The organism is Meridianimarinicoccus sp. MJW13, assembly GCF_014901205.1.
GTDB lineage: Bacteria > Pseudomonadota > Alphaproteobacteria > Rhodobacterales > Rhodobacteraceae > Meridianimarinicoccus.
Genome location: NZ_JACNMU010000002.1, coordinates 132,648 through 148,702, shown reverse-complemented (window position 1 = coordinate 148,702; position 16,055 = coordinate 132,648). Strand labels below are relative to the sequence as shown.

Below are 16,055 nucleotides of genomic sequence, written 5' to 3'. Positions count from 1 at the left end.
TCAGACCTTCTGCTTGACCAGATCGATGATCAGAACGTCATGAACGATGGGGCCGGCGGTCTTCTGGCCGATCTCGCGCAGCGCCATGCGCAGTCCGTCCAGCCCTGCGCTGCTCAGGAAGTTGCCTTCGAACCCGCCGGCATTGGCATGATCGAACAGCACGCGCAGAAAGGCGTCACGCAGCTTCGGCTCCCGGTTATAGATGGTCTCCTTGGAGCCCTCCGAGACCTCGACACTCAGCGACAGGACAACCATCGCCGAGATCCCGTCCTTCTGGATGAGCGGGACGATGAACTGGTTGGCGAACTTCACGTATTCCGTGGGCAGCGCGACGGGTTCATCCTTTGCCCCGGCGTCCGTGCAATCGGCTGTCCCCTCAGGGCAGGCCTCCGCCGCCTCGGTTTCGCTGGGTGACAGGTAGGCCCTGGCGAAATAGCCGGTGGCCAGACCGCCACCGAGCGCGGCCACGGCCAGGATCACGGGGATGAGTTTGCGCATGACGCCCCCTAGAACGGCAGGATGATGTCGGCGATCTGCTGGCCATAGCGTGGCTGCTGCACATCCATGATCTGGCCGCGACCGCCGTAGGAGATTCGCGCCGAGGCGATCTTGTCGTAGGTGATCTGGTTGTTGCGCGAAATATCCTCGGGCCGCACATAGCCCGATACCAGAAGCTCGCGCAGCTCATAGTTCACCCGAACCTCCTGCGAGCCCTGGATGCGCAACACGCCGTTGGGCAGGACATCCGTGATCGTTGCGGCCACCTTTAACTCAAGCTTTTCCTTGCGGCGCACCGACCCGTCGCCGTCCGATTCGCTGCCCGATTTCACCGACACCGCATCGGCCATGCTGGCGCCTTCGGGCAGGTTCTTGTCGATCCGTTGCGGCAGGCCCAGGAACTGCGGCACCTTCATGGACTCGCCCGCCGATCGGGACCGGGAGGTCGAATTGGAAATCTCGGCCTTCTCGTCGAACTCGATCACAACGGTCAGGATATCGCCCTGCTCGCTGGCGCGCAGATCGCCCAGAAGCGAATTGCGCGCCCCGCTCCACAGCGACGCCTGGTCCACGGCCCGCTGCTTTTCCAGGGTGCGGGGCAGGCCCTGGACCGACATGGCCAGATGCTCGCGCCCGGTGTCGGTGGGGCTGAAGTCGGGGCGTTTGCCGACGTGATCCAGACGCGCGCAGGCGCCCAGGCTTCCGAGGATCATCAAGAGTGCGATGCTGCGCATGGGGATTTCCTTCCCTAGTTGCCGCGGGGCGCCACGGTGACGCTGCCATCAGGCATGACAGTTCCGGTCACGGTGTTGCGGGATTCAAGGTTCATGACGCGGATACGGGCGCCGACACCGCCGCGTTCCAGCGCGCGCGCCTCGGTGGCGATGGCAATGCCGGAATAGATGTAGTTCAGGGGCACGATCTGGTTGCGCGCCACCACCGCCGCCGGTTGCAGGTCTGACGCCCGGATCGGCCGCCCTTCGTAGATGTTGACCCGCGTCTCCATCCCCACCGCCTGAGACGCATCGCGCAGGGCGCCGGGCTGGTCCGGTCCGTAGGCCAGATCCATCTCTTCGATCACGGTCTGGCCGCGCAGGGTGCGCGCCGCCACCAGCGTGTCGGCGACGGCAGGGCCGGCGATGATCAGCAAGACAAAGGGCAAAAGCGCGCGCACCCCGATCACCGGATCTGCGAGGTTGTGGACATCATCTGATCGGACGCGGTGATGACCTTTGCGTTAAGCTCGTAAGCGCGCTGCGCCTCGATCAGTTCGGTGACCTCGCGCACGGCGTCGACCGTGGAATTCTCCAGATAGCCCTGACGCAGGGTGCCCAACCCGTCGGTGCCGGGATCGCCCACGGTCGGGGGGCCGGAGGCCTCGGTTTCCTGGAACAGGTTGCCGCCCAGAGCCTCCAACCCGCGCGGATTGGTGAAACCCGCCAGCGTGAACTGCCCCAGAAGCTGTGCATCCACCTGATCGGTGAAATAGGCGTAGACCTCGCCATCCGCGTTGATCGAGATCGAGCGGGCGTCATCGGGGATCGTGATGTCGGGCACCACCGCATAACCATCCGCCGTCACGATCTGCCCCTCGGCGGAACGCCGCAACCCGCCGTCGCGCGTGTAGGCCGCGCCGCCATCCGGCAGGGTGATTTCCAGATACCCGCTGCCCTCGATGGCGATGTCCAGGTCACCGTTGGTCTGCGTCAGAGCCCCCTGTTCCAGATGCACCGAGACCGCCGTCGGGGTCACGCCAAGGCCAAGCTGGATCCCGGTGGGCAGGACCGTGCCGTCCGAGGCACTGATCGCCCCGGGACGCTGCATCTGTTGATAGTGCAGATCCGAAAACTCGGCCCGGCGCGTGTTGTAGGCCGTGGTGCTCATGTTCGCGAGGTTGTTCGAGATCACCTCGACCCGCATCTGCTGGGCGGACATGCCTGTGGCGGCGATTTTCAGGGCGCGCATTGGGGGGACTCCTTAACTCGACAAGGTACGGATGACGTTGCGGATGCGGTCATCTTCGGCGTTCAGAAAGTTGCGGCCGGTTTCATAGGCCCGCTGAACCTCGATCAGACGCGAGATTTCCAGCACCGGATCGACGTTGGATTGTTCCAGAAAACCCTGCGCCATCCGTGGTTCGGGCAGTTCGTTGATCTCGCCATCGACCGAGAACCGGGACCCGGCAGCGCGGTTCATCTTCACCGGATCATTCGGCACGAACAGCCCGATCTCGCCCAGCGGGGTGCCGTCGACGCTGAGGCTGCCATCGGATGCGATATGCACGCCATTCACCCCATCCGGGATGAACACTGCCGCGCGCCCGGAATCCAGAAGCCGCGCACCGTCCGGAGCCACCAACTCGCCATCAGCGTTCGGCGCGAAGCTGCCACTGCGGGTCAGCTGTTGGCCATCGGGGGTGTCGACAAGGAAATAGCCTTCGCCTTCGATCGCCAGGTCGAATTGCCCACCGGTCTGGACCAACTGGCCCTGGCTGCGGTCGGTCAACCGGGCACGTGCGGCGGCCATCGACAGCCCCTCGCCGGCTTCCCCAACCCGTTCCACGTATTCCGAAAAGATCAGGGCCTCGCGCTGAAATCCCACAGTCGACACATTGGCCACATTGTGGGCAAGCGTGTGCAACTCGCTCCGCAACCCGGTCTGGCGGGTCAGTGTGGCATAGGCTGCATGGTCCATGTCAGGCTCCGGCAATGAGAGGGATCAGGGTGGTGCGAAAGAAGTCCTGAAGCGTCTCGGTCATGAAACTCATGCTCACCCAGAACACGAGCACGATGGCGAGAAGCTTGGGCACGAAGGTCAGGGTCATTTCCTGGATCGAGGTCAGGGCCTGGAACAGCCCCACCGCGACCCCGGCCAGCAGCGCCACCGTGAGAACGGGCAACGAGATGATCACCGCCACCAGCAGCCCCTGCCGCAGCGTGTCGTAGAAAAGACCCTCGGTCATGTCAGATCGGCATCCGCAGGATTTCCTGGTAGGCCGCCACCACCTTGTCGCGCACCGCCACAGCGGTTTCGACAGCAAGCTGGGTTTGGGCGAGCGCTTCCACAAGGGTCTGCGCATCGGCACTGCCGGTCAGGGTTTGCTGCGCGGCGGTTTCGGCCTGGGCCATCTGATCGGCAAAATCCCCGATGGCCTGGGCGGCCAGTGCCTCGCCCGAGCCCTGGAGCGCATCGGGTTGTGTGGCCGGGCGCGCCTTGGCGTAACCCTCTGTGGCGAATGTTGAAATCGGAACCATTCTGGTCCTCCTTATCTGCGCAGAAGATCAAGCAAGGCGCCCGACATTTTCCGCGTCTGGTCAAACATCTTGAGGTTGGCCTCGTAGCTGCGCTGCGCTTCGCGCGAATCCGCAATTTCGAGGATCGAGTTCACGTTGGAGCCCTGGTAGTGGCCCGTCGCATCGGCCATGGGGTGGGTCGGGTCGTGGATCAGGGACAGCTCGGCTGGATCCAGACGCACCCGGCCGGTTTCGACTTCGCCGCGGGTGCCGGGAACGGCGGCGTGAAACGGGATGGACTTGCGGCGATAGCCGGGCGTATCCGCGTTGGCGATGTTTTCCGCCACATGGCGCAACCGCTTGGCTTGCGCCCGCATGCCACTGGCCGCAATCGAGAAGCTGTCCAGAAAATCTCCCATGATCGCCTACCCCGCCCGTCCGAGAACAGACCGCAAGAGCGTCATCCCGCCGCGATAGGCCGCCAGCGCCAGATCGTGATCCTGCTTCACGCGCGCGGCTTCCAGCATCTCGGTTTCCAGCGAAACCGTGTTGCCATTGGGTGCAGCGGCCCCATCCCTTGCAACGGTGCTGAAATCGGTACGATTGAAATCCGCCGGCGCGGCCTGATGCCCTGGGCGGCTTTGCGCCATGACCAGCCGGGCAGGCGAAGGCTTGCCGTCAAGCGAGAAGGCTTCCAGCGCCACGGCCTTGTAGCCGGGCGTGTCCGCATTCGCCACGTTCCGGGCAATCATGGCCTGCTGCATTCCCGCATGCGAGGCCTTGTTGGACGCAAGGTTAAACATGTCTAAACCATTGAACATCGGGGCTTCTCCCTCGATCAGCTTCAACCTTGGATTAACTGCGATTCGTTTAGAAAGGGTTGTGGAACAAAAAGAGAACTAAAATGACCGTTACCATGTTGGATGCCCTGAACGACTCGATTGATCGGCTGATGACCACGCATGATGTCGGCGTCGTGTGCGAGGTTTCGCCCGCGCGGCTGCGGGTGTCGGGGCTGCGGCGGGTGGCGGCGCAAGGCGATGTTGTCGAGGTTGCCGGCGGGGGCGGGCTGCGTTTGTTGGGCGATGTCGAAGCGATGGCCGATGGGCTGCTGGATGTGGTGCCGCGAGGTCTGACCAAGGGGATTGCCGAGGGTGATCGGGTGCTGCACCTGGGTCGGGACGTCTTTGCGCCTGACGACAGTTGGATCGGCCGGGTTCTTGACCCTTTCGGTCACGCCCTGGACCAGAAACCTGTGCGGCAAGGCACACGGGAACGCACCATTCGCGCCGCGCCGCCAGTCGCCACCAGCCGCCGGGGATTCGGGCCGCGGCTGGAAACCGGCCATGCGGTGTTCAACACGTTCCTGCCGCTGGCGCGGGGTCAGCGTATCGGCTTGTTTGCCGGGTCCGGCGTTGGGAAATCGACGCTTCTTGCGGATCTGGCGCGACGGGTCGAGGCCGATCTCGTCGTCGTCGCGCTGATCGGGGAACGGGGACGCGAGGTCAATCACTTCGTGGATCACGCGCTGGGAGACGAAGGGTTACAACGGGCAGTGGTCTTTGCGGCGACGGCGGACCAACCGGCTTCGGCGCGCCAGAGGTGCGCGCATGCAGCCATGACCACGGCCGAGTTTTTCCGGGATCAGGGCCGCCATGTCCTGTTGTTGATTGACTCGGTTACGCGTCTGGCCGAGGCGCATCGTGACATCGCCCTGTCGCGAGGCGCAGCTCCCGGTCTGGACGGGTTCCCGCCGTCGGTCGTTCAGGAAATTACGCAACTGGCCGAGCGGGCTGGGCCCGGGGCCGGTGATGCCGGGGATATCACCGCGATCATGAGCGTCCTGGTGGCCGGATCCAACATGGACGGGCTGATTGCAGACACCCTGCGCGGGGTTCTGGATGGTCACGTGGTTCTGGATCGCGGTATCGCCGAACGCGGGCGTTTCCCCGCGGTCAATGTGCTGCGATCCGTGTCCCGATCCTTGCCGGAGTGTGCAACGATTGCGGAAAACGCGCTCATGGCGGAAGCTCGACAGGCCCTGAGCCAGTACAACGACTCCGAGTTGATGATCCGCTCCGGTCTCTACGAAAGTGGCCATGACCGGGAAATTGATCGGGCAATACGTTTGTGGCCCAGCCTGGACGAATTTGTTGGTCGCGGTTGCGGTCAGGCGACCGTTGACGATTTCAGGGACCTGGAGAAAATTCTGTCGTCCGCCTGAGGCCATTGCTCAAACCGAGCCGAGCACTTGCAATATCTGCGCCGCGGAGGCTTGTCCGGTCGCATTGGAGAGTATGCTCAAGGCGGGGGATGAAATGGCTGTTGCGCCGCTGGCCTCTCCGACCAGCAGGAAACGTGTTCGCAAGGCATCCAGCCGATCGGAATCTGCAAAGTCGCGCAAGGCCGACGTTCCGAAAATATCCTCTGCCCGGCTCTTGAACAGATCCAACTGTCGGTCGACATCCATCCGGCCCAGACTGGATGGCAGGTTCAGCGCGGTCTCGAACACGCGCCGCAACGGCGGAGATCCCATCAAGGAAAACCAGCGGGCATCATTGCCCTGTGCGCGGTCCAGGACAGCGTCCAACTCCCGCTCCAGGCCGAGGGCCAGCCTGAGGTCTGCACTCTTTTCGCCCACGGCTTCTTCGAACCCTTGCTGGCGAAACGCGTCCAGGATTTCATCTGCAAACCCCGGGATCTGGGTTCTCGGACGCCCCAGGTTGCCGAAGCCGAAGGCGTCGGACAACGCGGCGTAACGCGGATCACTCAGACGATTCGCAAGGCTGTCGCGCGACAGCGTGCCGCCCTCCAGCACCTTTTGGATGAAAAAGACGTTGTCCACGTCATCCCCCAGCCCGAAAGCCTGCAAGGCGACGGAGCGCAGGTCGCGATCCTGAACCAGTTCCGCGGCAGTTTGGACGTCGGAGATGCGGGACCGAAAACGTGACTCGGCCCGTTGCAGGGCAGGATCTGACTGTTGCAGCGCCTGCTGACGATCCATGGTGCGCTGCAGGAACCGCCAACCGCCCAGGCCGCCCTGGGGGACAATGGGCTGGAACGTCACGGCGCGGACTGCATTTGCAGCAGTTGCGCCTCTCGTGGCAGGACTCCACGCAACAGCTTCAGAGCCCGATAGAAATTCCCGTTCTCGACAGATGCCAGCGCCTGTTGCAGGTTCTTCTGGCTGTCACGGTCCCGAAGCACGGCAAGCAATTGGGAAATCCCGGTTCGCAATTGGCGGGTCGCCTCCGTTTCCTCTGCATCCCCAGACAGAACCAATTGGGCCACATAGCACACCCTGCGCACCGGTGTGTTGACCTCATGAGGATGAATGGCGTCTTTCAGCCGGAGGATATTGGCATGGGGCGTGATGATATTGAGCCGACTGCGCCGATCTCCGTTCTCGATGACGGCGCCATTGATCAGTATCCGTTCACGCGGACCGAGCTTCAGGACAAGGCCGGTCATGTTGTGCCCTCGTCCTGCCGAAGGCCGCGCATCATGGCCGTGTTGATGTCAATCAGGGCGTCGATATCGGCCTGCCCCTTGAGCACGCGCCGGGAATGCTCGGTCGTGTATTCGGCCAGGTAGAAAATCTGGGCGCGCAGGTGGTTGGGCAATTCGTTGGCTGCATCGGCAACGCTGGCGGCAAAGAAATTCCACATCCTGCGGTTCTCATGAAGGGCACCGGCCAACATGGGAAGGGTCGTGTCATTGCCGTCACGCGCCATGCGAAGCTTGCGTGTCACGCGCGCGAAGGCTTCGTATTCCGTGCTGCGAGGTGTGCGAAGTGGGGTGGTGACCGGGTTGTAGGCCGTTCGGGCCATGTTCAATGCGTTCACGTCAAATCCTTCCGATGACATGGAATCTCGAGCCGGCATTCAGCCGCGCGGAAATGTCGGTGGCACCCCGTCAGCGCCACCGAACCGGGTTTGAGATCAGCGGAAGAGCGACAGGACGTTCTGCGGCGCCTGGTTGGCGATCGACAGCGCCTGGATCCCCAGTTGCTGTTGAACCTGAAGCGCTTGCAGGCGGGCCGAAGCCTCTTCCATATCGGCATCCACCATCGATCCGATCCCGGCCTTCAGGGAATCGGTCAGCTTGGAGACAAAGTCGGCCTGGATCTCGATCTGTCCTGCGTCGGACCCGAAAGCGGCGGCCGCGTCGATCGCCGTGTCGGTCAGCGTTTCAATGGAACCAAGTGCGGTCTGGGCGTTGGCCAGGCTGGTCACATCCAGCGACTGCAGGGCCGCCAGCGATCCCGAACCGGCATTGGTAAAGCTGGCCGAGATCGAGATGGTCCCGGTGCCGGTGTTGGTGAAGTCCAACTCTCCAGGGTTGGAGGTGTCGTAGTCCACCGTCAGATTGGCGTTGCCCAGGGCTTCGATCTCGGCCTTCATCGCGGTGGCGATTACATCCGCCGACGAGGTTGCGGCCAGGTCGGCCGCCGTCACCGTGTAGGATGCGGTTTCGGTACCCACGCGCACTGACAGTGTGTCGCCCGCGGCAAGTCCTGCGGCCGAGATGGTCAGCTGATCGTTGTCGCTGCCGCCGCCGACATCCAGCGACATGGACGCCGCATCGCCCGCAGTCGAGGCATAGCCGTTGGCCACGGTGAAGACGTTCGCTGCCACATAGCCGGTGGTCGACAGATCCTGAGCGGCCACCGTGATGTAGGAGGGCGTCACGTTGCCCGATGCGTCACGATCCAGCGAGGACAGCACATCGGTGCTGGCGGTGGACCCGTCCACAAGGTTCAGACCGTTGAACTGGGCCGCCCCGACAACCGAAGCGATCTGCTCTTTCAGCGCGGTCACATCGGCGTTCAGCTTGGTCCGGTCGACGTTGTCACCGGTCGCGGCAACGATCTTTTCCTTCATCTTGCCGAGCAGGTCGGTGATGGTTTCCGCTGCCTGCTGCGCCACCGCCACGGTGGATTCGCCCAGGGCGAGGCTGTCGGAGATTGCCTTGAAGCCGGTCACATCCGATTCCATCACTTTCGAGATTGCCCAGATTGCGGAATTGTCCTTGGCGGTTGCCACCGACTTGCCGGTGGAAATTTCCCCTTGCGTCTTTTCAAGGCCCGAGTTGACGCCCTTGAGGGTTTGCAGCGCGATCATGGCGCTGGTGTTGGTCAGAATGCTGGACATGGTTTTCAATCCTCTACTACGGCGCTTTTGCGCCCGTTTGTCCCAACCGCACGGCTGTGCGGCCATGGCCGTCGTTCTGACTGATGCGGATGTATCTGCCCCCGCGCCGCCCCGTCCGGAGCGCAAGCAGACACTAGGTCGCCAGGGCCTAAGACTTCCCTAAACGGCTGACTTGAAAGCCTAAAAATTGAGGAAACTGGTTTGCACTTCAAGCACGGGTGCCGCGAATATGCGGCGCCACGGTCTTGCGGCGGCCGTCTGCGGCATAGAAATCGGCGCCACCCTGCAGCCTGCGCAAATCCGCGAGGCGCGTCAGGACGCTGCGAATCCCCTCGCCCGCTGCCTTCAGCGCCGCCTGGTTGCGCACAGCCCTTTGTTGCAAGCGGATCTGGTCCTGGGTGGACAGCGGGTTGGCCGCGACGGCGTCCAGCAAGATCGGTTTTTGGGACAAAATTTCATCAAGTTGTGTGAATTTCCCCTGCCGGACCGCGGCGAATTCAGCGTCAAGCAGGGCGAAAAGTTCTGCAACACTGGATTGGGTCATCCTGCCACCCTCCGCGTGAGCGCCGCGAAAATCGATTCGGCCAGTCCAATTCCACCACCTTCGACCATCCGATCGGCCTGAGCCTGATGCAGGAAGGACTGGAATTGCTCCTCACCAGTGCCGCCGCCAAAGGCGCTTTCACCCGCCACGACGCTGGTGGATTTCAGCATCTCTGCAAGGAATTGGGCCTCAAGCTGTTGCGCGGCCTTGTGCAGCGCAGCGTGCTGTTGCGTCGTGCGGTCGGAAGGGGGGGCAGCCATCATGGTTGGCAGGGGCATCATGCTGAAATCTCCAATTGTACGGATTGCCGCCAGAGTTTCCCGATCGCGGTAAAGAAGTGGTAAGCCCTGCCGCTGCAATCTGCCGGAAACGGAGTGCACAGATGCCCATGATCGCGGAATCCAGCCCAGCGGCTGTTTCACGAAAACTGTCCGAGTCGCCCGGAACAAAGCCGGATATACTTGCGGAGTCGTCGCCGGGGAGGATCGGTTTTTCCGATTTCATGATCCCAGCGTCCGATGCGCAGGCGGTGTTCGACAAGGTGGTGTCGCAGGATCAAGCCGCGCCTGGCGGGGAACCGACTGCGGACACCGAGGAAGATGCCGCAGCACCTACGGTGACACCGCAGGAGGAACTCACCGCCGTTGCGTTTTCGGCTCCAACCTCTCCGCCCACGACTGGAACACCGTTCTGGACATCGGGGGGCAGCCCGCAAGACGCACAGGCGATCGAGATGACGTCCGCGCCCGCATTGCATCCTTTGGATATCCGCCGTTCTGACCCTGTCAGGGCAGACGTCCCGGCAAGTCTGCAAGGTGCCAGCCTCTCTCAATCAACGCCAGGCACGCCAGGTTTTTCTTCCGGTCCGCTGGACGGCACCCGGTTGGCCGCCAGTCCCGGGCCTTCGCCGCTTGGGAAAGGCAAGGCGTCACCAGCGCGGGCCGATTCCCTGGTGCCTTCGGCACAGACCAGCAATCAGGATCCGATACGTTCGGTCGAAACAGGCCCAACGCCTGCGCAAGGTTCACCTGGCCTGCCCGCAAACCCCTTGAACGGCCCTTCGAAACCGGCCCTGCAGACACAAGCGCAATCGGACACGGTCGAGTCGATCTTCTTGGCAGAGGGGGCAGGACCAAGCTCTTTGGAAACGAGGGGGGCGCAATCGACAACTGGCCTGACCCTGACGCACAACGCGCCACGCGCGCCGTCCGCGCCCGTCCTGTCGCAGATTGTCGATGCCATCCGGATGACATCGGATGGCAGCATTGATATCGCGCTGTCGCCCGAAGAGCTCGGGCGCGTTCGCCTTGTCTTGCAGGCCAGCGACACCGGGTTGCAGGTCAACATCCAGTCGGAACGCTCTGAAACGCTCGACCTGTTGCGCCGGCATATCGATCAATTGCACGAAGATCTGAGTGCCGCAGGCTTCGCCGACGTGAATTTCTCCTTCGGGCGATCCTCCCGACAGTCCTCCTCTGATCCGCTGGAAGACGCCGCCTCGACCGGGGTGATCCCCGCGCCGGAAGATCCCGAAATCCCGGCTTTGGCGACCCTGCAATCGTCAGGCGATTTCACCGACCTGCGCCTGAACCTGAGACTGTGAGGCCCCTATGATCTCGTCCATTCCCTCCCCCACGTCCCCCTCTCCCGCCACCGCCGGAAACAGTGGCCAGACCGCGATCATCAGTTCGGATTTCGACACCTTCCTGACGATGCTCACGGCACAGATCCAGAATCAGGATCCTCTCAACCCGATGGATTCGACAGACTATGCGGTGCAACTGGCCACTTTCTCCGGGGTCGAACAGCAGGTGCAGACCAACGAACTGCTGCGCGGCCTGTCGGGCGGTGGCCTGTCGGGGATCGAAAACTACGCGGGTTGGGTCGGGATGAGCGCCCGCACCGACGCCCCGGTGCACTTCGATGGCACGCCGGTCGAGGTTCACTTCGACAGCCCGCCCGGCCTGAAATCGGCTGAACTTGTGGTGTCCTCCGCAACGGGCCAGGAAATCCATCGCCGCTCCGTTCTGAACCAGACGCCGCCCTATTCCTGGGATGGGATCTCTCCGGGCGGCAATGCGCTGCTGAACGGCCATTACCGGCTGCATGTGGCGGCGACGAATGCCGATGGAACACCCCAGACCCTGCCGGTGACCAGCTTTTCCACGGTGCAGGAAGTGCGGAACGGGCTGAACGGACCCGAGATCGTGTTGGACCACGGAGGTGCGGTGGCCGTGGGCAGCGTCGCGGCGCTCCGCCAGAAATAGGGCCATCTGTTGTTTCCCCTGCACGAACGCCGTAAGGCATCGCGAAACACGCGCCCAGTCGGGCGCCAAGGGGGTGAGGCCACGGCGGGTGCTGCACGCAAACTCGATCATCGGGCGCATTCCGTTGTCCTTGCGCCAATCGCTGGTGCGTGCCGGATATGTGCCGCGCAACGCCCGGTGGCAGACCCTGCACGGAGGGCGCGTCAGCCGGGTCTTCCTGATCTCGGCCACGGGCAGCGCCCGCAGCGGCGCCCCGCATGGGCTGGTCTGCAAACTGACCCATCCTACGTGTTCCAGCCCGCTGTTTCCGGTGGATCCGGTTCTGGAAGCGCGGGCGATGACGGCCCTCGGACCACGATTTTCGGTGACGCCCCGGACCCTGATCGCCTGGGGGCAGGCCAGCTGTTTGCTCTACCCCTATGTTCCCGAGACCGAAACAGACCTGCGGTCCGGGGACGTCGGCAGTGTCTTGCGCGCACTGCACGACACGCGGTTGCGTCCGAACGTGGTGCGGGCAAGGCGTCCGGTGTTTGCAGCCTCTCTGGTGCACTTGGGGCTTGGGTATCTGCAGGACGCGGGATGGTCCGAACAACGGCTGGCGCGGATCGAAGCCGCGCTGCGCGTCCCAACCCACGGCAACGTGCTGCTTCACGGCGATCCGGTGCGCGCCAACCTCCTGTCGACCCGCAGCGGCCCGCGCTTGATCGACTGGCAATGCATCGGGCGGGGCGATCCCTGTCTTGACCTCTTCCTCGCCCTGTCTCCGGCCATGCATCGGATTTACGGCGGCGGTGCATCCCCGTTGGAACCGCGCGCGGTGTTGTCGGGTTACGGATCGACCGAAACAGCGCAACGGTATCGCGATCTGGCACCGGCCCTGCATGTGCAAATGATCGGCCATTGCCTGTGGCGCGCGCAGCGGGGGGACGTCGACTATCTGGAGGCGCTGGAGGTCGAGCAGGCGCAGCTTGCACGCCTGCTCTAGAGGGTCAAAGCACCGTCAGGCATGGGGGTCGAACGCAACACGGGCGACTGCGGTCTTGATCGACGCCCCGACACCGGCACTGCGGCATCACAGGGCGCCTGCCGCACCCAGCCTTACCCCAGAGAGGCCACCACAACCGCCACCAGTGCCATGCCGCCCGCGCCCAGGGCCGCCCAGTTGAGTTTCGTCCGCAGCGGCACCGTTGCCGGCACCTGCGGCGGATGCATCTGTTCCACCAACAGCTTCTCGACCAGCCCCGGCAACCGGGGTCCGAACCGTGCCAGAACCTGCCCGGTGCGCACCAGATCGCGCATCGCCGCGCGCGGGCCGATGCTTTTCTTGATGTAATCCTCGACCACCGGATGGGCCACGTCCCAGATGTTGATATGCGGGTCCAGAGAACGGGCCACGCCTTCGACCACCACCATGGTGCGTTGAAGAAGGATCAGCTCGGTTCGGGTTTCCATGCCGAATTTCTCTGTCACTTCAAACAGATAATTCAGAAGCCGCGCCATCGAGATTCGCGTGGCATCCATGCCGAAAATCGGCTCGCCCACTGCGCGCAGGGCGCGGGCGAATTCGTCGATATCGCGGTCCGCGGGCACATAGCCGGCTTCGAAATGCACCTCGGCCACCCGGTGGTAATCCTTGCGGATGAACCCGTAGAGGATCTCGGCATAGACCCGGCGCGTGTATTCGTCGATCCGCCCCATGATCCCGAAATCCAGCGCGATGATCTCGCTTTCGGCGGAAATCTTCAGGTTGCCCTGATGCATGTCGGCGTGAAAATAGCCGTCGCGCAGCGCCTGTTTCAGGAATCCCTGCAGGATCCGCGCCGCCAGATCCGCCTTGTCGTGACCGGCCGCATTGATGGCATCCAGATCGCTGGCGGCGACGCCTTCGGCCCAATCCATCGTCATCACCCGGCGCCCGGACAGCCCCCAATGCACCTTGGGCACCACGAAACCTTCGTCATTGGCGGTGGTCGCGGCGAATTCCGCCGCTGCCGAGGCTTCCAGCCGCAGGTCAAGCTCGCCCATCACCACCCCTTCGAAATGGGTGATGACATCGTTGGGCCGCAAACGCCGCGAGGCCGGAGACAGCGTCTCGATCAGGCTGGCGGTCAGGTAGAAGGCGTCGATGTCCTTGCGGAATGCCTTTTCGATGCCTGGACGCAGGACCTTGACGGCGACCTTCTCGCCGGTCGAGGCCAGCCGCGCCATGTGGACCTGCGCGATCGAGGCCGCGGCCACCGGCGCGCTGAACTCGGAAAACACCTCATCGACATCGATCTCAAGCTCGCGCGCGACCTCGGCCTTGGCCTCCTCCACCGAGAACGGGGGCAGCTTGTCCTGCAGCACCGACAGTTGCCGGGCCAGATCATCGCCCACCACATCGGGACGCGTCGACAGCACCTGCCCGAACTTGATGTAGGCCGGACCCAGCGCGGTCAGCGCCCGCGTGGCCGGCGGCATCGACATGTCGCCCTTCAATCCCAGCGGCGCAAAGGGCCAGCCCAGCACCCGCGCCGCCATGCGCAGGCTGGCCGGTGCCCGGAAGGCATCCAGAACCACGCTCATGGCGCCGGTCCGTTCGAACGTGGCGCCGGTGCGGATCAGGCGCCAGATGTTGTGGGGACCGCGCACTTACAGTTTCCAGCCCGAATGCAGGGCCGCGATGCCCATCGACAGATTGCGGAATTTCACCTGATCGAACCCGGCGGTGCGGATCATCCCGGCAAAGGTTTCCTGATCGGGAAACTTTCGGATCGATTCCACCAGGTACTGATAGCTGTCGCGATCCTGGGCGATGACCTGCCCCATCTGCGGGATCACGTTGTAGGAATAGCGATCATAGGCCCATTGCATCGCCGGGTTCGGCAGTTGGCTGAATTCCAGCACCATCAGGCGGCCACCGGGACGCAGCACGCGGAAGGCCTCGTTCAGGGCGTCCTGCACGCGGGTGACGTTACGGATGCCGAAACTGATCGTGTAGCGGTCGAAGGTGTTGTCGGCGAAAGGCAGGGCCATGGCGTCGCCGACGATCCAGTCAAGCCGATCCGACAGGGCCTCGGCCTCGGCGCGCTGACGCCCGGCTTCCAGCATCGACGCTGTCAGGTCCAGCACCGTGACCTGTGCCTCGGGGGCGCGCTTCAGGAAACGAAAGGCGATGTCGCCGGTACCGCCGGCCACGTCCAGCAGGCGCTGGCCGTCGCGCGGGGCCAGCCAATCCATCATCGCGTCTTTCCACAGGCGATGCACGCCCACCGACATCACGTCGTTCATGACATCATAGCGCGAGGCGACCGAGGTAAAGACCCCCTGCACCAGTCCGGCCTTGTCTTCTTCGGGAACTTCACGGTTTCCGAAATGCGTCGTGCTGCTCTTGTCCTGGGTCATCGCTCTTGCCGTTGTCGGGTCCAAGCCTTCTTATAGGGCGCTGGCGCGCCGATACAACGCGTCCACCCCGTGCATTCAGCCGCAGGAGTCCGTGATGCCCGAATTACCCGAGGTCGAGACCGTGCGCCGCGGCCTGGAACCCGTCATGACCGGGCGGGTCATCACCACGGCCCTGGTGCGCCGACCCGATCTGCGCTGGCCGTTTCCGCCCGACATGGCGGCACGGCTGACCGGGCAAAGGGTGCTGGCCCTGCGGCGGCGGTCAAAATACATCCTGTGTGATCTTTCGGGTGGCGAGACCCTGATCTGGCACCTGGGCATGTCGGGCCGGGTGCTGATTTCGGCCCCAGAGACCGCGGTGTCGCAACCGGGCGGCTTTCATCACACCCACCCCGCACCACAGAAGCACGATCACGTGGTGCTGTCCTTCGATCAGGGGGCACAGGTGGTTTTCAACGATCCCCGGCGATTCGGCGCGATGGATCTGGCGCCCACCGAAATGGTCGAACAGCATCGCCTGCTGGCCGGACTGGGCCCCGAACCGCTGGGCAACGGCTTTCACGAGGCGCATCTGGTGGCCGCCTTCAAGGGCCGCGCCGCGCCGGTCAAATCGGCGCTGCTGGATCAGCGGATCGTGGCCGGGCTGGGCAACATCTATGTCTGCGAGGCGCTGCATCGCGCCGGAATCGCCCCGACCCGCAAGGCCGGCAAGATTGCCGCCGCGCGCACCGCCGCGCTGGTGCCCATCATTCGGACAGTTCTGCACGAGGCCATCGCCGCCGGAGGCTCGACCCTGAAAGACCACCGGCAACCGGACGGCGAGCTGGGCTATTTTCAGCACAGTTTTCAAGCCTATGGCCGCGAAGGCGCCCCCTGTCTGCAACCCGGTTGTGGCGGCACCATTCGGCGGATCGTGCAATCGGGACGATCCAGCTTCTATTGCCCGGCCTGCCAAAGATAGCTTGAAACCGCCGCA

22 protein-coding genes are annotated in these 16,055 nt (G+C 63.6%); 5 read left to right on the top strand and 17 right to left on the bottom strand.

What is annotated here, in order from left to right; all coding sequences use genetic code 11:
- Genes H8B03_RS03665 through H8B03_RS03625 form a run of 9 tightly spaced genes read right to left on the bottom strand, consistent with a single transcriptional unit; the run spans window position 1 to window position 4,552 of the window.
- Complete coding sequence (locus H8B03_RS03665; protein WP_193140378.1) at window positions 1–498, bottom strand: flagellar basal body-associated FliL family protein; 498 nt, start codon at window positions 496–498, stop codon at window positions 1–3.
- An 8-nt stretch (window positions 499–506) separates the two neighbouring features.
- The gene (gene flgH / locus H8B03_RS03660; RefSeq protein WP_193140377.1) at window positions 507–1,232 is read right to left on the bottom strand and encodes a flagellar basal body L-ring protein FlgH; all 726 of its coding nucleotides are present in this window, start codon (window positions 1,230–1,232) and stop codon (window positions 507–509) included.
- Window positions 1,233–1,246: 14 nt separating this feature from the next.
- Window positions 1,247–1,672, bottom strand: a complete 426-nt coding sequence (gene flgA / locus H8B03_RS03655) for a flagellar basal body P-ring formation chaperone FlgA (RefSeq protein WP_193140376.1) — start codon at window positions 1,670–1,672, stop codon at window positions 1,247–1,249.
- Between the two features lie 5 nt (window positions 1,673–1,677).
- Window positions 1,678–2,463, bottom strand: a complete 786-nt coding sequence (flgG, locus tag H8B03_RS03650) for a flagellar basal-body rod protein FlgG (protein ID WP_193140375.1) — start codon at window positions 2,461–2,463, stop codon at window positions 1,678–1,680.
- A 12-nt stretch (window positions 2,464–2,475) separates the two neighbouring features.
- Entirely contained in the window at window positions 2,476–3,192 is a 717-nt protein-coding gene (locus H8B03_RS03645; RefSeq protein WP_193140374.1) for a flagellar hook-basal body complex protein, read from the bottom strand.
- 1 nt (window position 3,193) lies between these two features.
- Entirely contained in the window at window positions 3,194–3,460 is a 267-nt protein-coding gene (locus H8B03_RS03640; protein ID WP_193140373.1) for a flagellar biosynthetic protein FliQ, read from the bottom strand.
- A 1-nt stretch (window position 3,461) separates the two neighbouring features.
- The gene (gene fliE, locus H8B03_RS03635; RefSeq protein ID WP_193140372.1) at window positions 3,462–3,752 is read right to left on the bottom strand and encodes a flagellar hook-basal body complex protein FliE; all 291 of its coding nucleotides are present in this window, start codon (window positions 3,750–3,752) and stop codon (window positions 3,462–3,464) included.
- Window positions 3,753–3,763: 11 nt separating this feature from the next.
- The gene (gene flgC, locus H8B03_RS03630; protein WP_193140371.1) at window positions 3,764–4,150 is read right to left on the bottom strand and encodes a flagellar basal body rod protein FlgC; all 387 of its coding nucleotides are present in this window, start codon (window positions 4,148–4,150) and stop codon (window positions 3,764–3,766) included.
- A 6-nt stretch (window positions 4,151–4,156) separates the two neighbouring features.
- Complete coding sequence (locus H8B03_RS03625) at window positions 4,157–4,552, bottom strand: flagellar basal body protein (protein WP_193140370.1); 396 nt, start codon at window positions 4,550–4,552, stop codon at window positions 4,157–4,159.
- Window positions 4,553–4,635: 83 nt separating this feature from the next.
- Here H8B03_RS03625 and H8B03_RS03620 point away from each other — a divergent pair, with 83 nt between their 5' ends.
- On the top strand, window positions 4,636–5,955 hold the full coding sequence (locus H8B03_RS03620) for a FliI/YscN family ATPase (protein WP_226925686.1): 1,320 nt from the start codon (window positions 4,636–4,638) through the stop codon (window positions 5,953–5,955).
- Between the two features lie 9 nt (window positions 5,956–5,964).
- Here the strand turns inward: H8B03_RS03620 and H8B03_RS03615 are convergent, their stop codons facing one another.
- The 6 genes from H8B03_RS03615 to H8B03_RS19155 form a co-directional block, all read right to left on the bottom strand.
- Window positions 5,965–6,798, bottom strand: coding sequence for a DUF1217 domain-containing protein (locus H8B03_RS03615; RefSeq protein WP_193140369.1), 834 nt, complete (start codon window positions 6,796–6,798; stop codon window positions 5,965–5,967).
- A complete protein-coding gene (flbT, locus tag H8B03_RS03610; protein WP_193140368.1) occupies window positions 6,795–7,202 on the bottom strand; it encodes a flagellar biosynthesis repressor FlbT in 408 nt (135 codons plus the stop codon). Before flbT ends, H8B03_RS03615 begins: the two co-directional genes overlap by 4 nt.
- Window positions 7,199–7,576: a flagellar biosynthesis regulator FlaF gene (gene flaF, locus H8B03_RS03605; RefSeq protein ID WP_319022429.1), complete on the bottom strand. Its 378-nt coding sequence runs from the start codon at window positions 7,574–7,576 to the stop codon at window positions 7,199–7,201. Before flaF ends, flbT begins: the two co-directional genes overlap by 4 nt.
- A gap of 96 nt (window positions 7,577–7,672) precedes the next feature.
- On the bottom strand, window positions 7,673–8,884 hold the full coding sequence (locus H8B03_RS03600; protein WP_193140367.1) for a flagellin: 1,212 nt from the start codon (window positions 8,882–8,884) through the stop codon (window positions 7,673–7,675).
- 208 nt (window positions 8,885–9,092) lie between these two features.
- Window positions 9,093–9,428 (bottom strand): hypothetical protein, encoded by a 336-nt coding sequence (locus tag H8B03_RS03595; protein WP_193140366.1) that lies wholly within the window; start codon window positions 9,426–9,428, stop codon window positions 9,093–9,095.
- The gene (locus H8B03_RS19155; protein WP_319022428.1) at window positions 9,425–9,850 is read right to left on the bottom strand and encodes a rod-binding protein; all 426 of its coding nucleotides are present in this window, start codon (window positions 9,848–9,850) and stop codon (window positions 9,425–9,427) included. Before H8B03_RS19155 ends, H8B03_RS03595 begins: the two co-directional genes overlap by 4 nt.
- Here H8B03_RS19155 and H8B03_RS03585 point away from each other — a divergent pair.
- From H8B03_RS03585 to H8B03_RS03575, 3 genes are all read left to right on the top strand, one after another.
- Window positions 9,811–11,031, top strand: a complete 1,221-nt coding sequence (locus H8B03_RS03585; protein WP_193140365.1) for a flagellar hook-length control protein FliK — start codon at window positions 9,811–9,813, stop codon at window positions 11,029–11,031. The two genes, H8B03_RS19155 and H8B03_RS03585, sit on opposite strands and share 40 nt — an antisense overlap.
- 7 nt (window positions 11,032–11,038) lie before the next feature.
- The gene (locus H8B03_RS03580) at window positions 11,039–11,695 is read left to right on the top strand and encodes a flagellar hook capping FlgD N-terminal domain-containing protein (protein ID WP_193140364.1); all 657 of its coding nucleotides are present in this window, start codon (window positions 11,039–11,041) and stop codon (window positions 11,693–11,695) included.
- A gap of 88 nt (window positions 11,696–11,783) precedes the next feature.
- Window positions 11,784–12,680, top strand: a complete 897-nt coding sequence (locus H8B03_RS03575) for a phosphotransferase family protein (RefSeq protein ID WP_193140363.1) — start codon at window positions 11,784–11,786, stop codon at window positions 12,678–12,680.
- Window positions 12,681–12,793: 113 nt separating this feature from the next.
- Here the strand turns inward: H8B03_RS03575 and ubiB are convergent, their stop codons facing one another.
- Complete coding sequence (ubiB, locus tag H8B03_RS03570; RefSeq protein WP_193140362.1) at window positions 12,794–14,326, bottom strand: 2-polyprenylphenol 6-hydroxylase; 1,533 nt, start codon at window positions 14,324–14,326, stop codon at window positions 12,794–12,796.
- The gene (gene ubiE, locus H8B03_RS03565; protein ID WP_193140361.1) at window positions 14,327–15,079 is read right to left on the bottom strand and encodes a bifunctional demethylmenaquinone methyltransferase/2-methoxy-6-polyprenyl-1,4-benzoquinol methylase UbiE; all 753 of its coding nucleotides are present in this window, start codon (window positions 15,077–15,079) and stop codon (window positions 14,327–14,329) included.
- A gap of 94 nt (window positions 15,080–15,173) precedes the next feature.
- Here ubiE and mutM point away from each other — a divergent pair, with 94 nt between their 5' ends.
- Window positions 15,174–16,040 carry a bifunctional DNA-formamidopyrimidine glycosylase/DNA-(apurinic or apyrimidinic site) lyase gene (mutM, locus tag H8B03_RS03560; protein ID WP_193140360.1) on the top strand — a complete coding sequence of 289 codons (867 nt, stop codon included), beginning with the start codon at window positions 15,174–15,176 and terminating at the stop codon, window positions 16,038–16,040.
- The last annotated feature ends 15 nt before the right edge of the window (window positions 16,041–16,055 follow it).

Bases quoted from the DNA above. Each gene is read 5' to 3' on its own strand.
- H8B03_RS03665 (WP_193140378.1), bottom strand. From the start codon at position 498: ATGCGCAAACTCATCCCCGTGATCCTGGCCGTGGCCGCGCTCGGTGGC.
- flgH (WP_193140377.1), bottom strand. From the start codon at position 1,232: ATGCGCAGCATCGCACTCTTGATGATCCTCGGAAGCCTGGGCGCCTGC.
- flgG (WP_193140375.1), bottom strand. From the start codon at position 2,463: ATGCGCGCCCTGAAAATCGCCGCCACAGGCATGTCCGCCCAGCAGATG.
- H8B03_RS03645 (WP_193140374.1), bottom strand. From the start codon at position 3,192: ATGGACCATGCAGCCTATGCCACACTGACCCGCCAGACCGGGTTGCGG.
- H8B03_RS03640 (WP_193140373.1), bottom strand. From the start codon at position 3,460: ATGACCGAGGGTCTTTTCTACGACACGCTGCGGCAGGGGCTGCTGGTG.
- fliE (WP_193140372.1), bottom strand. From the start codon at position 3,752: ATGGTTCCGATTTCAACATTCGCCACAGAGGGTTACGCCAAGGCGCGC.
- flgC (WP_193140371.1), bottom strand. From the start codon at position 4,150: ATGGGAGATTTTCTGGACAGCTTCTCGATTGCGGCCAGTGGCATGCGG.
- H8B03_RS03625 (WP_193140370.1), bottom strand. From the start codon at position 4,552: ATGTTCAATGGTTTAGACATGTTTAACCTTGCGTCCAACAAGGCCTCG.
- H8B03_RS03620 (WP_226925686.1), top strand. From the start codon at position 4,636: ATGACCGTTACCATGTTGGATGCCCTGAACGACTCGATTGATCGGCTG.
- flbT (WP_193140368.1), bottom strand. From the start codon at position 7,202: ATGACCGGCCTTGTCCTGAAGCTCGGTCCGCGTGAACGGATACTGATC.
- H8B03_RS03600 (WP_193140367.1), bottom strand. From the start codon at position 8,884: ATGTCCAGCATTCTGACCAACACCAGCGCCATGATCGCGCTGCAAACC.
- H8B03_RS03595 (WP_193140366.1), bottom strand. From the start codon at position 9,428: ATGACCCAATCCAGTGTTGCAGAACTTTTCGCCCTGCTTGACGCTGAA.
- H8B03_RS03585 (WP_193140365.1), top strand. From the start codon at position 9,811: ATGCCCATGATCGCGGAATCCAGCCCAGCGGCTGTTTCACGAAAACTG.
- H8B03_RS03580 (WP_193140364.1), top strand. From the start codon at position 11,039: ATGATCTCGTCCATTCCCTCCCCCACGTCCCCCTCTCCCGCCACCGCC.
- ubiE (WP_193140361.1), bottom strand. From the start codon at position 15,079: ATGACCCAGGACAAGAGCAGCACGACGCATTTCGGAAACCGTGAAGTT.
- mutM (WP_193140360.1), top strand. From the start codon at position 15,174: ATGCCCGAATTACCCGAGGTCGAGACCGTGCGCCGCGGCCTGGAACCC.